Raw genomic sequence first — 12,177 nt, forward strand, 5'->3', positions numbered from 1 at the left:
ATGTCCACCGAAACAACGATTGCCCCGCCCAGCACCAAGTCGCAGGTGCTGCGGTCGTTCGACGTCACCGAGTTCCCGGCCGTCAACGGCCTGGAGGAGGAGTGGCGTTTCACCCCGATCAAGCGGCTGCGCGAGCTGGTCACCGCCACCTCGGTGACCGGCGCCGCGCCGCAGCTCGAGACGGGTGAGTTGCCCACCGGCGTCAGCGTGACCAGCGGGGCGACGGCCGAGCCGGTGCTCACGCCGTTCGACCGGATCAGCGCCCTGGCGTTCGGTTCGGCCGACGGCGTGACGCTGATCGAGGTCGCGCCCGAGACCGAGCCCGAGCAGGCGGTCGTCATCCGGCTCGTCGGCAAGGGCGGCGAGGCCGCGGCAGCCCGTACGTTCGTCAAGATCGGCGCGTTCGCCAAGGTCACGCTCGTGCTCGAGCAGACCGGCACGGCCACCCTGGCCGACAACATCGAGGTCGTGGTCGGCGACAGCGCGCAGCTCACCTTCGTGACGATCGCCGACTGGGACGCCGGCGCGGTGCAGGCGCAGCACGTCAAGATCCGCCTCGGCCGCGACGCCCGGGCCAGCCACGTGCAGGTGGCGCTGGGCGGCGACCTGGTCCGCCAGTTCACCAGCGTGGAATACGCCGGCCGCGGTGGCGACGCCGAGCTGTGGGGTCTCTACTTCGCCGACGCCGGCCAGCACTTCGAGCACCGCCAGCTGGTCGACCACTCGGTGCCGGACTGCCGCAGCTACGTCGGCTACCGGGGCGCCCTGCAGGGTGCGTCCGCGCAGACGGTCTGGGTCGGCGACGTGCTGATCCGCGCCGCGGCGACGGGCACGGAGACGTACGAGATCAATCGCAACCTGATCCTGACCGACGGCGCCGTGGCCCACTCGGTGCCCAACCTCGAGATCGAGACCGGCGAGATCGTCGGGGCCGGGCACGCCAGCGCGACCGGCCGCTTCGACGAGGAGCAGCTGTTCTACCTCATGGCGCGGGGCATCCCCGAGGCCGAGGCGCGCAAGCTCGTCGTCCGTGGCTTCTTCGCCGAGCTGATCAACAAGATCCCGGTCGAGGAGCTGCGCGAGCGGCTGGGCGCGGCCATCGAGAACCGGCTGGCGGAGTACTCGTCGTGACCTTCGAGCTCGTCGGCGCGGCCTCCGAGGTCGCCAAGGGCACCGCGATCTCGGTCGAGCTCGACGGTGTCGACATCGCGGTGGTCCACGCCGACGACGACAACTTCTACGCCGTACGCGATGAGTGCTCCCACGCCGCCGTCCCGCTCTCCGAGGGCGAGGTCGAGGGGTGCCTGCTCGAGTGCTGGCTGCACGGCTCCCGGTTCGACCTGCGCACCGGCGAGCCGAGCGGCCCGCCCGCGTTCTCCCCGGTGGCGACCTTCCCCGTCGAGATCCGCGACGGCGACATCTATGTTTCGACGACCCCGAGTAATGGAGTAAACCCGTGAGCACCCTGGAGATCCGCGACCTGCAGGTGTCGGTGAAGCTGCCCGAGGGCGAGCTGAAGCCGATCCTGGCCGGGGTCGACCTGACCGTGAAGTCGGGCGAGACCCACGCCATCATGGGTCCGAACGGCTCGGGCAAGTCGACGCTGGCCTACTCCATCGCGGGCCACCCGAAGTACGAGATCACCGGCGGCTCGGTGACGCTGGACGGCGACAACGTCCTCGACATGACGGTCGACGAGCGCGCCCGGGCCGGCCTGTTCCTGGCGATGCAGTATCCGGTCGAGGTGCCCGGCGTCTCGGTGGCGAACTTCCTGCGTACGGCGAAGACGGCGATCGAGGGCGAGGCCCCCAAGCTGCGCACGTGGGCCGGCGAGCTGCGTACGGCCATGGAGAAGCTGCAGATGGACCCGGCGTTCGCCCAGCGCAACGTCAACGAGGGCTTCTCCGGCGGCGAGAAGAAGCGGCACGAGATCATGCAGCTCGAGCTGCTCAAGCCGAAGATGGCGATCCTCGACGAGACCGACTCGGGCCTCGACATCGACGCGCTGCGCGTCGTCAGCGAGGGCGTCAACCGGGTCCGCGAGAACGGCGAGACCGGCCTGCTGCTGATCACGCACTACACGCGCATCCTGCGCTACATCAAGCCGGACTTCGTGCACGTGTTCGTGGCCGGCAAGATCGTGCAGGAGGGTGGCCCGGAGCTCGCCGAGCAGCTCGAGGCCGAGGGCTACGAGCGCTACGTCGGCGCCCGGGTCTGACGGAGGGTACAGAACAATGACGTTCGACGTGGCCCGGATCCGAGCCGACTTCCCGATCCTCTCGCGGGAGGTCAACGGCCACCCGCTGGTCTATCTGGACAGCGCGAACACCTCGCAGAAACCGGCGCAGGTGATCAAGGCGATGCGCCTGCACAACGAGCGGCACAACGGCAACGTGTCCCGCTCGGTGCACACGCTCGGCACCGAGGCCACGTCGGCGTACGAGGAGGCCCGCGGCAAGGTCGCGGCCTTCATCGGCGCGGCGACCCCCGACGAGATCGTCTTCACGAAGAACTCGACCGAGGCGATCAACCTGGTCGCGCATTCGCTCGGGCAGCACCTGGCGCTGAAGCCGGGCGACGAGATCGTGATCTCCGAGATGGAGCATCACTCGAATATCGTCCCGTGGCAGCTGCTGTGCGAGCGGACGGGCGCGACCCTGCGATGGTTCGGGGTGACCGACGAGGGCCGTCTCGCTCTTGACTCCATTGACGAGTTGATCAACGAGCGGACGAAGATCGTTTCGGTCGTGCACATGTCGAACGTGCTGGGCACGATCAACGACGTGGCGCCGATCGTGGCGCGGGCGCACGAGGTCGGCGCGCTCGTGCTGCTCGACTGCTCGCAGTCGGTGCCGCACCTGCCGGTCGACGTGCAGCAGCTCGGGGCCGACTTCATCGCGTTCACCGGGCACAAGATGCTCGGCCCGACCGGCATCGGCGTGCTCTGGGGCCGGTACGACCTGCTGGCCGCCATGCCGCCGTTCCTGGCCGGCGGCTCGATGATCGAGACGGTCACGATGACCGGCACGACCTACGCCCCGCCGCCGGCCCGGTTCGAGGCGGGCACCCCGCCCATCGCCGAGGCGGTCGGTCTGGGCGCGGCCGTCGACTATCTGAACGCGCTGGGCATGGAGGCCGTCCACCGGCACGAGCAGGAGATCACCGCGTACGCGTTGAAGACCCTGGCCGACGTGCCCGGGGTGAGCATCTTCGGGCCGGCCACCCCGGAGGGGCGCGGCGGCACGCTTTCGTTCGCCGTCGACGGGGTACACCCCCACGACGTGGGCCAGGTGCTCGACGCGCTCGGTGTCGAGGTGCGGGTCGGGCATCACTGCGCCAAGCCCACCTGCGTACGGTTCGGGGTGCCGGCGATGACCCGCGCGTCGTTCTACCTCTACACGACCACGGACGAGATCGACTCCCTCGCCCGCGGCCTCGACCAGGTCCGGAAGGTGTTCGGATGATGCTCGACGGGCTCTACCAGGAGATCATCCTGGACCACTACAAGCACCCGCACGGGCGTGGGCTGCGTGACCCGTTCAACGGTGAGGCGCACCACGTCAACCCGACCTGTGGCGACGAGATCACGGTCCGGGTGGCCGCTTCTTCCGACACGTTTTCCGACATTTCGTACGACGGGTTGGGGTGCTCGATCAGCCAGGCGTCCGCGTCCGTGCTGCACGAGCTGCTCCAGGGGCGTACGGCTGCGGAAGCGGCGGGAATCCAGGACGCGTTCGTGGCGCTGATGCAGGGGCGTGGCCAGGTCGAACCGGACGAGGACGTGCTCGGCGACGGGATCGCGTTCGCCGGGGTGGCCAAGTTCCCGGCCCGGGTGAAGTGCGCGCTGCTGCCGTGGATGGCGTTCAAGGACGCGGCCGCACGCGCTGGTGTTGACGTAACTGCTGCTTCCTCAGAGGTGAAGGCATGACCGACTCGGCCGTTTCCAAGGCGTCCATCGACGACATCGAAGAGGCGATGAAGGACGTCGTCGACCCCGAGCTGGGGATCAACGTCGTCGACCTCGGCCTCGTCTACGGCACCCACGTCGACGACGAGAACATCGCCACCCTCGACATGACGCTCACCTCGGCGGCGTGCCCGCTGACCGACGTCATCGAGGACCAGACGCGGACGGCGCTGACCAAGGGCCCCGGTGGCGGCCTGGTCGCCGACTTCCGCATCAACTGGGTCTGGCTGCCGCCGTGGGGCCCCGACAAGATCACCGACGACGGCCGCGAGCAGCTGCGCGCGCTGGGCTTCAACGTCTGATTTCTGTCGGACCCCTTTGCTAGAAACCAGGGCATGGATTTCGACCACGCCCTCACCCTGATCGACGAGCGGTCGGCGGCGCTGCGTGACGCAGTCGCCGCCGCTGCCGATTTCGGGGCCCGTGTGCCGGGCTGCCCCGACTGGGATCTGCGCGATCTCGTGGCGCATCTCGGCGCGGTCCAACGGTTCTGGGCCGTGGTGGTGCGGGCGGCCGACCCGACCGGGCCTCCATCACGTTCCGCCCTCGGCGACCGGGAACCGAGCGGTGACCTGCTCGCCTGGTCGGCCGAGTCCACCTCGCTGCTGCTGGCGGCGTTGCGCGCCTCGTCGGCCGGCACGCGGGCCTGGGCCTGGTGGGGTGCCTCGTCGGCCCCGCTCACGGTCGGCGCCATCGCTCGTCACCAGGTGCAAGAAGCCGCAGTGCACGCGTACGACGCGCAGGAGGCTCGGGGGCAGGCCGGTGTGCCGGAGCCCTTGCCCGTGGCGGTCGCCGCTGACGGCGTGGCGGAGTTCTTGCAGGTCGGCGTCGGATCGCTCGGGGCATGGCCGCACCAGCCGGCGCGCGTGCGGTTCGACGCGAGCGACGGGCAGCCGCACACTCTCGATCTCACGCCCAGCGGCGGCCGGCTGCTGGAGCAGGCTGCCGCGGGCGAGCCGACGACGGTGATCCGAGGGACGTCGAGCGACCTGGTGCTGGTGCTCTACGGCCGCCTTCCGCTCGAAGCCTTGGCCATCGACGGCGACCGGGAGGTGCTGACCCGGCTGCGCGCGTGGTCCAACCCCGATTAGTTCGTCGGCAGGTGGTCGACCACGTTGTAGTAGGCCAGCTCCAGGTGGTCCTCGACGGCGACGAAGCGGCTCAGCGAGGCGTTGCGGACGCTGCCCGCCTCGCGCTCGGCCGCCAGCACCTGCTCCCAGGTCAGCTGCTCGATGACGGCCCGCATCATCAGGACGACGGCGTCGTGCGCCACGACGATCACGCGCCGGCCGGCGTGGTCGCGGTGCAGGTCGTCGAGGAAGGCGCCCAGCCGCACCTCGATGTCGGCGAACGACTCGCCGCCGGGCGGGGCGTAGCGGTGCTCGCCGGCGTCTGTGCGGCGCTGGGCCTCGCCGGGGTAGCGCTGGGCGATCGCGGCCCGGGTGAGCATCTCGAGCTCGCCCAGCAGGCGGTCGACGAGCCGGTCGTCGGTGGTCGGCGCGGGCAGGTCGACGCCGGCGGCCTCGGCGGCCAGCCGCCACGTCTCGCGGGCCCGCAGATAGGGCGAGGTGATCACGACCTGGGGCAGCTCGTTCTCGGGCCGGGCGCCGATCCACTCACCCAGCGCCCGGGCCTGCTTCTCGCCGAACTCGGTCAGCGGGACCTCGGCGTCGCGACCGCTGACCTCCGCCTCGAGCAGGCCCTCCGCGTCGGCGGCGGGAAAAGCGACGTTGGCCAGGCTCTGCCCGTGCCGGACGAGGACAAGTTCGGCGACAACACCCATGATCAGCACCTTATCCGGTCAGGCGGCCGCGAAACTCGCTCGATACGTCTGCGGCGGCACCCCGACCAGCCGGCGGAAATGCGGGCGCAGGGCCACGCCGTCGGTCGGCGACGTGAACCTGACGTTGTCGGCCGCGGACATGGCGACGGCGGCACAGATCCTGGACGCGTCGGTGGTCGTGCCGGCCCATGTGGACAGTTGGGAGCACTTCACCGAGGGCCTGGACGACGTACGGGAAGCTCTTGAGGCGGCCGGGTTGAGGGAGCCCTTGCACGTGCCCGCCGCGCCGCGCGTCTAAATGAGTCGCGGGGAAGCCCCGGGGAACGGCACGATGAGCGCGTGATTACGCCGTATCCGCATCCCGCTGTCTCTGTCGCTGTGGCCGAACGGGCCGCGCGACAGCAGAAGCGTGCGCTCGACGAAACGGCGGTCCCGCAGCAGCTGTCATGAGCGCGGCGTTTCTGGCCGGCCTCACCGCCGGCTACGGAGTCGCGCTGCCCATGGGCGCCATCGGGGTGCTTATCGCCGGTCTCAGCGCCCGCACCTCCCTGCGCGTCGGGGCGGCGGCCGGCCTGGGCGCGGCCACCGCCGACGGGGTCTTCGCCGCGATCGCCGTGGCCGGGGGCGCCGCCGTCGCCGGGGTGATCGCCCCGATCGCCACGCCGCTGCGGTGGGTGGCGGCCGTCGTGCTGCTGGCCATCGCCGTGCTGACCGCGCGGGCCGCCTTCCGCAAACCCGGCTCTGCAGCCGTCGACCAGCGCCCGGCCACGCCGTGGCGGGCCTACCTGGGCGTGCTCGGCCTGACCCTGCTCAACCCGGCCACTGTCGTCTACTTCGCCGCCCTGGTCCTGGGCCGCGGCGGCGAAGGCGGCGGCATCCTGTTCGTCCTCGGCGTCCTGCTGGCCTCGGCGAGCTGGCAACTGGTGATCGCCGGCGGCGGCTCGCTGGTGGGCCGCTGGTTGACCGGACCGCGGGGGAGGGCCGTGACCGCCCTGGTGTCCAGCCTTGTGATCGCCTACCTGGCCATCCGGCTGCTACTACCGAGTTAGCAACTTCTCATCACTGCACACATCCGAAATGAACGACTTGCTCCTGTACGGCCACCGCCTCCCCCGCCCACCACGGGAACTGGTGGGGACACTACTCGCTGTCAAGGTGGTGGTGCGGGTTGTCCACAGGGATGTGGCGGGCGACCGAGCCGGTTTCCAGAGCTGTCCACACCGTGCCGTCCGTGGTGACTGCCAAACCGTGTGGTTCGGACCCGGGTGCGGGCAGGTCGTGTTCCGTCACCTGGCCGTCCGAGGTGATGTGGGCCAGGCGATTCGCGGCCCATTCCGTGAACCAGCAACCGCCGTCCGGGGCGGCCGTGATCGCGTGGGGGCGGGCAGTGCGGTCGGGGAGCGGAAACTCCGTGACGGTGCCGTCGACGGTGATACGTCCCACCTGGCCGGCGCCGATTTCGACGAACCACAGGGCGTTGTCGGTGCCGCGGGTGATGCCTACGGGGGCGGCGGCCGGGGTGGGCAGCTCATGCAGGGTGACTTCGCCGTCGAGGGTGATGCGGCCGATGGCGTTGGCCTGGTTGAGGGTGAACCACAGGGCGTCGTCGGGGCCGGTGACGATCATTGAGGCGAAGCCACCCGTGGTGGGCAGGGGGAACTCGGTCACGGTGCCGTCGGTGGTGATGCGGCCGATCGTGTCGGTGTTCATCTCGGTGAACCAGAGGGCGCCGTCGGGCGCGGTCGTGATGCCGAACGGGGCGCCGCGCACGGTGAACGACGTGTGCTTGCCGTCGGTGGTGATGCGGCCGATGCGGTCGTCGCGGTTGCGGGTGAACCAGAGCGCGCCGTCGGGGCCGGTGGTGATGATCGAGGGGCCGCTCTCGGGGGCGTCGAGCGAGAATGTGCCGACTGCGCCGTCGGGGGTCAGGCGGGCGATCGCGCCGGCGTGGACCAGGGTGATCCAGAGGGCGTCGTCGGGGCCGGGGACGATGCCGTACGGGCCGGCGGCGGGCTCGGAGACGGGAAACTCGCGCATCCGGTCAAGCTACCCGTCAGAGGTGTTTTGTTGCTTCTCGAATCGACAGGCCGGACAGCACGGAACGGTGAGCCTCCACAAAGGTGCGGACCTCGTGCGGGGCCGTGCGCGCGTAATGGCGGAGGGCCCAGCCGATGGCTTTGCGGACGAAGAAGTCGCGATGGCCGGCCTGCGCCGCGCAATAGGCGAACAATCGTTCCTCGTCGGTGTCGGCGCCGTAGTGCAACTGGTGCAGGATCGCGACTCTGACCAGCCACATGTTGTCGTCGCGGGACCATTCGTCCATCGCGTCGACCAGTGCGCGGTGACGTTTCACGAGGCCGCCGGTGAATCGGGTCGCCAGCGGGTCGATCGTGTCCCACCACGACTTCGTCGTGACCAGCGTGCGCACTGTCGTGATGAAATCGGCGCCGGGCACGTCGACGTGGCGCACCAGATAGGAACAGGCCACGTATTGGTATTCGCGCTGGGGGCGGGACCACAACTCGAGCGCGATCGTGCGCAATTCCTCCGGCGTGGGGCGGGGCAGGCCGGTCTGCGCCGCTTTGGCGAGTTTTTGCAGCACGGGAGCGGGGAGCCCGAGGAATTCGAACTGGTTTTTCATGTACGCCGCCATGCCCGCCGCCCGGGTCGGGTCGGCGGCCGGCCGGAGGCGTTCGTCGAGCCGGATCAGCAGGTCGTTCATGGCTGGCATCCTGCCACCGTAGTGTGACAGGAATGGGTGAACGGGCGGCCGCGGGCGGCGGGAAATGGGTGGATGTCGCGCCGGAGCGGCTGCCGCGGTGGCTCGAGAACTTCGAGCGCCGGCATGGCCCGTACCGGGAAACGGGCTTGACCTTGATCGCCGAGGACGGCGCCACCGCGACCTGGGAAACGCCGCCGGGGGCGCCCGAGGTGGCGACCATCGGCGAGCTGATCGTCGAAGCGTCACGGCCCCGGAAGATTGGGTTGCTGCTGGCGCGTAAAGGTGCGGTCGCGGCGGGAATCGCCGAGGGGACCGAGCTGCTCGGCTCCAAGGTGGACCGCAACTATGTGCAGGGGCGGACGGCCGCGGGTGGCTGGTCGCAGCAGCGCTTCGCGCGTCGCCGGGACAATCAGGCCAAGGCGGCCATTGCCGATGGCGCCGGCATTGTGGGGCGCATTCTTCTTCCCTCCGTACGGGATCTGACCGCGCTCGTCACCGGCGGCGATCGCGCCGCGGTGGAGGCGATTCTGGCCGTCCCGCAACTGGCCCCGCTGGCCGCCGTGAAAGCCGACCGGTTCCTGGACGTGCCCGAGCCCCGGCACGCGGTTCTGGTGTCCGCGATCGCCGGGGCCCGGGCCGTTTCGGTATTGGTGCGGGAACCCGCCTAGAAGGACTGGGCGCAGCTCTTCGGCGAACCGGAGTCGTAGCCGGTGCTGAACGCCTGCTGGCGCTGGGCCGCCGTGCCGTGGGTGAACTCCTCGGGGTTGACCGGGTTGCCGCCGCGCTTCTGCAGGACGTCGTCGCCGATCTGGCCGGCCGTCTGGATGCCCTCCTGGATGTCCTGCTGGGTGAGGCTCTTGAAGATCTTGTCGCCGTCCTTGTCGGTGGTCTCGGTGGCCGACTTGGCCCAGGCCCCCGCATAGCAGTCGGCCTGCAGCTCGAGCTTGACCGAGAGCGCGTTCTGCTCCGCCTCGGAGGCGCCCTGCTGGGCCCGGCGCATCTTGGCCTCGGTGCCGGTGATGTCCTGGATGTGGTGGCCGTACTCGTGGGCCAGCACGTACGGCTGGGCGAACTCGCCCGGCGCGCCGAGCTGCTTGGCCAGCACCTGATAGAAGGTCAGGTCGATGTACACGTTGTTGTCGCCGGGGCAGTAGAACGGTCCGACGCCCGAGTCGGCGGCGCCGCAGGCCGTGCTCACCCGTTGCGAGAAGATGATGGTCTTGGCCGGCTGGTAGTCGATGTTGAAGTTCTCGGGCGCGGCCGTCCGCCAGTACGCCTGGATCGAGTTGATGTAGAGCACATTGCGGCACTCGAGCTTGTCGAGGGCGCCTTCCTGCTTGCACTCCTGGTTGATGTTCGTGTTGTCGCCGGTCTCGCTGCCGCCGCCGATCTGGTTGATGCCGAAGTAGCCGCCGACCACCGCCACGACGATCGTGATGATGATGCCGACGAGGCCCCCGCCGCCGATGGGCAGGCCGCCCAGGCCCCCGCCACCACCGCCGGAGCCACGTCGATCCTCGACCTGACTGGTATCGATATCGGCGTTCTCGTTGAGTTCCATCTCATCCTCACTGAGCCGGTGCGGCGAAGGTGTGCGCTGCGTACCCGATGATCTTGATCGTTAATCGAGTGGGAGGTACTCGGGGCCGCCCGGTAGTATGGCGGGGTGCTGCTCTGCGAAGACTGACCTGTCCCGCGCCGACCCTCTCCACGTGGTCGGCGTTTTCGTGTGCCCGGAGTCAGCCTTATCTTCCCGAGAGCGAGCTTTCAGCCATGATCACCGCCACCGGACTCGAACTGCGCGCGGGCGCCCGCATCCTGCTGTCCCCGGTCACCCTGCGGGTGCAGCCGGGCGACCGGATCGGCCTGGTCGGCCGTAACGGCGCGGGCAAGACCACCACGCTCAAGGTCCTGGCCGGCGAGGGCCAGCCCTACACGGGCACCGTCGAGCGCACCAGCGAGGTCGGCTATCTGCCGCAGGACCCGCGCACCGGCGACCTCAACGTGACCGGCCGTGACCGGGTGCTCAGCGCCCGCGGCCTCGACTCGATCATCGCCGAGATGCAGAAGCTCGAGGTCGAGCTCGAGGAGAGCGCCGACGACAAGCTGATCCGGCGCTACGGCGCCCTGGAGGACCAGTTCTCCGCGCTAGGCGGATACGCCGCCGAGGCCGAGGCCGCCCGCATCTGCTCCAACCTGGGGCTGCCCGACCGGGCGCTGGCCCAGACGATCGGCACCCTCTCCGGCGGTCAGCGCCGCCGCATCGAGCTGGCCCGCATCCTGTTCGCCAACTCCGGGCAGAACGGCAAGGGCATCCTGCTGCTCGACGAGCCGACCAACCACCTCGACCAGGACTCGATCGCCTGGCTGCGCGGCTACATGGCGCAGCACAAGGGCGGCCTCGTGGTGATCAGCCACGACGTCGAGCTGCTGGAGGCCGCGGTCAACAAGGTCTGGTATCTCGACGCCAACCGCTCGGTCGTCGACATCTACAACCTGGGCTGGAAGAAATACCTCGAGTCGCGCGAGACCGACGAGCGCCGCCGTCGCCGCGAGCGGGCCAACGCCGAGAAGAAGGCCGGCGCCCTGATGGCCCAGGCCGACAAGATGCGGGCCAAGGCCACCAAGACCGTCGCCGCGCAGAACATGGCCCGCCGGGCCGAGCGGATGCTGGGCGGCCTGGAAGAGGTGCGCACCTCCGACAAGGTGGCCAAGGTGCGCTTCCCCAACCCGGTGCCCTGCGGCAAGACGCCGCTCACGGCGAGCGGCCTCTCCAAGTCGTACGGGTCGCTCGAGATCTTCACCGATGTCAGCGTGGCCGTCGACCGGGGCTCGCGCGTGGCCATCCTCGGCCTCAACGGCGCCGGCAAGACCACGCTGCTGCGCATGCTGGGCGGCCTGCTCAAGCCCGACACCGGCGAGGTGCGCCCGGGCCACGGCCTGCGGCTGGGTTATTACGCGCAGGAGCACGAGACGCTCGACGTCGACCGCACGATCCTGGAGCACATGCGCAGCGCCGGCTCCGAGCAGACCGACACCGAGCTGCGAAAGATCCTGGGCGCTTTCCTCTTCTCGGGTGACGACGTCGACAAGCCGGCCGGGGTGCTCTCCGGCGGCGAGAAGACGCGGCTCGCGCTGGCCACCCTGGTCTGCTCGGGCGCCAACGTGCTGCTGCTCGACGAGCCGACCAACAACCTCGACCCGATCAGCCGCGAGCAGGTGCTGGACGCCATCGCCAACTATCCGGGCGCGATCGTGCTGGTCACGCACGACGCGGGCGCGGTGCAGGCGCTCAAGCCGGATCGCGCGATCCTGCTGCCGGACGGCGACGAGGACGCGTGGAGCGACGACCTGCTGGAGCTCGTCGAACTCGCGTAAAGACCGCGCGGACGTGCGTGATCCGCGAATCATCACCATCGTTTGTTGTCAACCAGTGCCCACACAGACAGTGCGACGTTCGGGCGTTTGCGGTCAGGCCGGACATCACGGCGGGCACGCCGAAGTTGGCACGCGAGGGGCCGCAGCGCACGGTAGGCATCGCATCGACGCTGCGTCATGTCTGGCCCACGGCCGTCCTCGATCGAGTGTTTGCGCAGGTGATCGATGGTCTTGGGGAAACGAACCAGTGAGTACGCACTTCGTGTTGAAACGTTGTCGCCCATACGTCTGTTAACTGTCTGACATTGATGGCCGTGGTCATCGTCA

Annotated in this window: 14 protein-coding genes and 1 pseudogene; 11 read left to right on the forward strand and 4 right to left on the reverse strand. The window is 69.6% G+C overall.

Annotation, left to right across the window (positions count from 1 at the left end; translation table 11 throughout):
- The 7 genes and pseudogenes from sufD to JKJ07_RS20650 all read left to right on the forward strand — a co-directional run bounded on the left by sufD (window position 1) and on the right by JKJ07_RS20650 (window position 5,058).
- On the forward strand, window positions 1-1,131 hold the full coding sequence (gene sufD, locus JKJ07_RS20620; RefSeq protein ID WP_202993205.1) for a Fe-S cluster assembly protein SufD: 1,131 nt from the start codon (window positions 1-3) through the stop codon (window positions 1,129-1,131).
- On the forward strand, window positions 1,128-1,460 hold the full coding sequence (locus JKJ07_RS20625; RefSeq protein WP_202993206.1) for a non-heme iron oxygenase ferredoxin subunit: 333 nt from the start codon (window positions 1,128-1,130) through the stop codon (window positions 1,458-1,460). The genes sufD and JKJ07_RS20625 overlap by 4 nt, the downstream gene beginning before the upstream one ends.
- Entirely contained in the window at window positions 1,457-2,218 is a 762-nt protein-coding gene (sufC, locus tag JKJ07_RS20630) for a Fe-S cluster assembly ATPase SufC (RefSeq protein WP_202993207.1), read from the forward strand. Before JKJ07_RS20625 ends, sufC begins: the two co-directional genes overlap by 4 nt.
- Window positions 2,219-2,234: 16 nt before the next feature.
- Window positions 2,235-3,464 (forward strand): cysteine desulfurase, encoded by a 1,230-nt coding sequence (locus JKJ07_RS20635; protein ID WP_202993208.1) that lies wholly within the window; start codon window positions 2,235-2,237, stop codon window positions 3,462-3,464.
- Window positions 3,461-3,928, forward strand: a complete 468-nt coding sequence (gene sufU / locus JKJ07_RS20640; RefSeq protein WP_202993209.1) for a Fe-S cluster assembly sulfur transfer protein SufU — start codon at window positions 3,461-3,463, stop codon at window positions 3,926-3,928. Before JKJ07_RS20635 ends, sufU begins: the two co-directional genes overlap by 4 nt.
- A 17-nt stretch (window positions 3,929-3,945) precedes the next feature.
- Window positions 3,946-4,269 (forward strand): annotated as a pseudogene (locus tag JKJ07_RS20645) (metal-sulfur cluster assembly factor); the annotation flags it as partial.
- Between the two features lie 33 nt (window positions 4,270-4,302).
- Window positions 4,303-5,058: a maleylpyruvate isomerase family mycothiol-dependent enzyme gene (locus JKJ07_RS20650; protein WP_202993211.1), complete on the forward strand. Its 756-nt coding sequence runs from the start codon at window positions 4,303-4,305 to the stop codon at window positions 5,056-5,058.
- Here the strand turns inward: JKJ07_RS20650 and JKJ07_RS20655 are convergent.
- Entirely contained in the window at window positions 5,055-5,750 is a 696-nt protein-coding gene (locus JKJ07_RS20655) for a histidine phosphatase family protein (protein ID WP_202993212.1), read from the reverse strand. The two genes, JKJ07_RS20650 and JKJ07_RS20655, sit on opposite strands and share 4 nt — an antisense overlap.
- Between JKJ07_RS20655 and JKJ07_RS20660 the strand changes: the two genes are divergently transcribed.
- Both JKJ07_RS20660 and JKJ07_RS20665 read left to right on the forward strand, forming a co-directional pair.
- Complete coding sequence (locus JKJ07_RS20660) at window positions 5,749-6,048, forward strand: hypothetical protein (protein WP_202993213.1); 300 nt, start codon at window positions 5,749-5,751, stop codon at window positions 6,046-6,048. The two genes, JKJ07_RS20655 and JKJ07_RS20660, sit on opposite strands and share 2 nt — an antisense overlap.
- 148 nt (window positions 6,049-6,196) lie before the next feature.
- Window positions 6,197-6,799, forward strand: a complete 603-nt coding sequence (locus tag JKJ07_RS20665) for a LysE family transporter (protein WP_202993214.1) — start codon at window positions 6,197-6,199, stop codon at window positions 6,797-6,799.
- A gap of 91 nt (window positions 6,800-6,890) precedes the next feature.
- On the opposite strand, the gene JKJ07_RS20670 is transcribed toward JKJ07_RS20665, so the two are convergent.
- Both JKJ07_RS20670 and JKJ07_RS20675 read right to left on the reverse strand, forming a co-directional pair.
- Complete coding sequence (locus JKJ07_RS20670) at window positions 6,891-7,787, reverse strand: Vgb family protein (RefSeq protein ID WP_202993215.1); 897 nt, start codon at window positions 7,785-7,787, stop codon at window positions 6,891-6,893.
- 16 nt (window positions 7,788-7,803) lie between these two features.
- The gene (locus tag JKJ07_RS20675) at window positions 7,804-8,481 is read right to left on the reverse strand and encodes a DNA alkylation repair protein (RefSeq protein ID WP_202993216.1); all 678 of its coding nucleotides are present in this window, start codon (window positions 8,479-8,481) and stop codon (window positions 7,804-7,806) included.
- A 23-nt stretch (window positions 8,482-8,504) separates the two neighbouring features.
- On the opposite strand from JKJ07_RS20675, the gene JKJ07_RS20680 reads away from it, so the two are divergent.
- Complete coding sequence (locus JKJ07_RS20680; RefSeq protein ID WP_202993217.1) at window positions 8,505-9,140, forward strand: acVLRF1 family peptidyl-tRNA hydrolase; 636 nt, start codon at window positions 8,505-8,507, stop codon at window positions 9,138-9,140.
- On the opposite strand, the gene ypfJ is transcribed toward JKJ07_RS20680, so the two are convergent.
- Window positions 9,137-10,033 carry a KPN_02809 family neutral zinc metallopeptidase gene (gene ypfJ / locus JKJ07_RS20685; protein ID WP_202993218.1) on the reverse strand — a complete coding sequence of 299 codons (897 nt, stop codon included), beginning with the start codon at window positions 10,031-10,033 and terminating at the stop codon, window positions 9,137-9,139. The genes JKJ07_RS20680 and ypfJ overlap by 4 nt on opposite strands.
- A gap of 212 nt (window positions 10,034-10,245) precedes the next feature.
- On the opposite strand from ypfJ, the gene JKJ07_RS20690 reads away from it, so the two are divergent.
- Window positions 10,246-11,850 (forward strand): ABC-F family ATP-binding cassette domain-containing protein, encoded by a 1,605-nt coding sequence (locus tag JKJ07_RS20690; RefSeq protein WP_202993219.1) that lies wholly within the window; start codon window positions 10,246-10,248, stop codon window positions 11,848-11,850.
- Window positions 11,851-12,177 lie beyond the last annotated feature (327 nt).

Origin of the sequence: Paractinoplanes lichenicola (assembly GCF_016785085.1) — a bacterium.
In the GTDB taxonomy this organism is placed as follows: domain Bacteria; phylum Actinomycetota; class Actinomycetes; order Mycobacteriales; family Micromonosporaceae; genus Actinoplanes; species Actinoplanes lichenicola.

Bases quoted from the DNA above. Each gene is read 5' to 3' on its own strand.
- sufD (WP_202993205.1), top strand. From the start codon at position 1: ATGTCCACCGAAACAACGATTGCCCCGCCCAGCACCAAGTCGCAGGTG.
- JKJ07_RS20635 (WP_202993208.1), top strand. From the start codon at position 2,235: ATGACGTTCGACGTGGCCCGGATCCGAGCCGACTTCCCGATCCTCTCG.
- sufU (WP_202993209.1), top strand. From the start codon at position 3,461: ATGATGCTCGACGGGCTCTACCAGGAGATCATCCTGGACCACTACAAG.
- JKJ07_RS20650 (WP_202993211.1), top strand. From the start codon at position 4,303: ATGGATTTCGACCACGCCCTCACCCTGATCGACGAGCGGTCGGCGGCG.
- JKJ07_RS20660 (WP_202993213.1), top strand. From the start codon at position 5,749: ATGATCAGCACCTTATCCGGTCAGGCGGCCGCGAAACTCGCTCGATAC.
- JKJ07_RS20655 (WP_202993212.1), bottom strand. From the start codon at position 5,750: ATGGGTGTTGTCGCCGAACTTGTCCTCGTCCGGCACGGGCAGAGCCTG.
- JKJ07_RS20665 (WP_202993214.1), top strand. From the start codon at position 6,197: ATGAGCGCGGCGTTTCTGGCCGGCCTCACCGCCGGCTACGGAGTCGCG.
- JKJ07_RS20670 (WP_202993215.1), bottom strand. From the start codon at position 7,787: ATGCGCGAGTTTCCCGTCTCCGAGCCCGCCGCCGGCCCGTACGGCATC.
- JKJ07_RS20675 (WP_202993216.1), bottom strand. From the start codon at position 8,481: ATGCCAGCCATGAACGACCTGCTGATCCGGCTCGACGAACGCCTCCGG.
- JKJ07_RS20680 (WP_202993217.1), top strand. From the start codon at position 8,505: ATGGGTGAACGGGCGGCCGCGGGCGGCGGGAAATGGGTGGATGTCGCG.
- ypfJ (WP_202993218.1), bottom strand. From the start codon at position 10,033: ATGGAACTCAACGAGAACGCCGATATCGATACCAGTCAGGTCGAGGAT.
- JKJ07_RS20690 (WP_202993219.1), top strand. From the start codon at position 10,246: ATGATCACCGCCACCGGACTCGAACTGCGCGCGGGCGCCCGCATCCTG.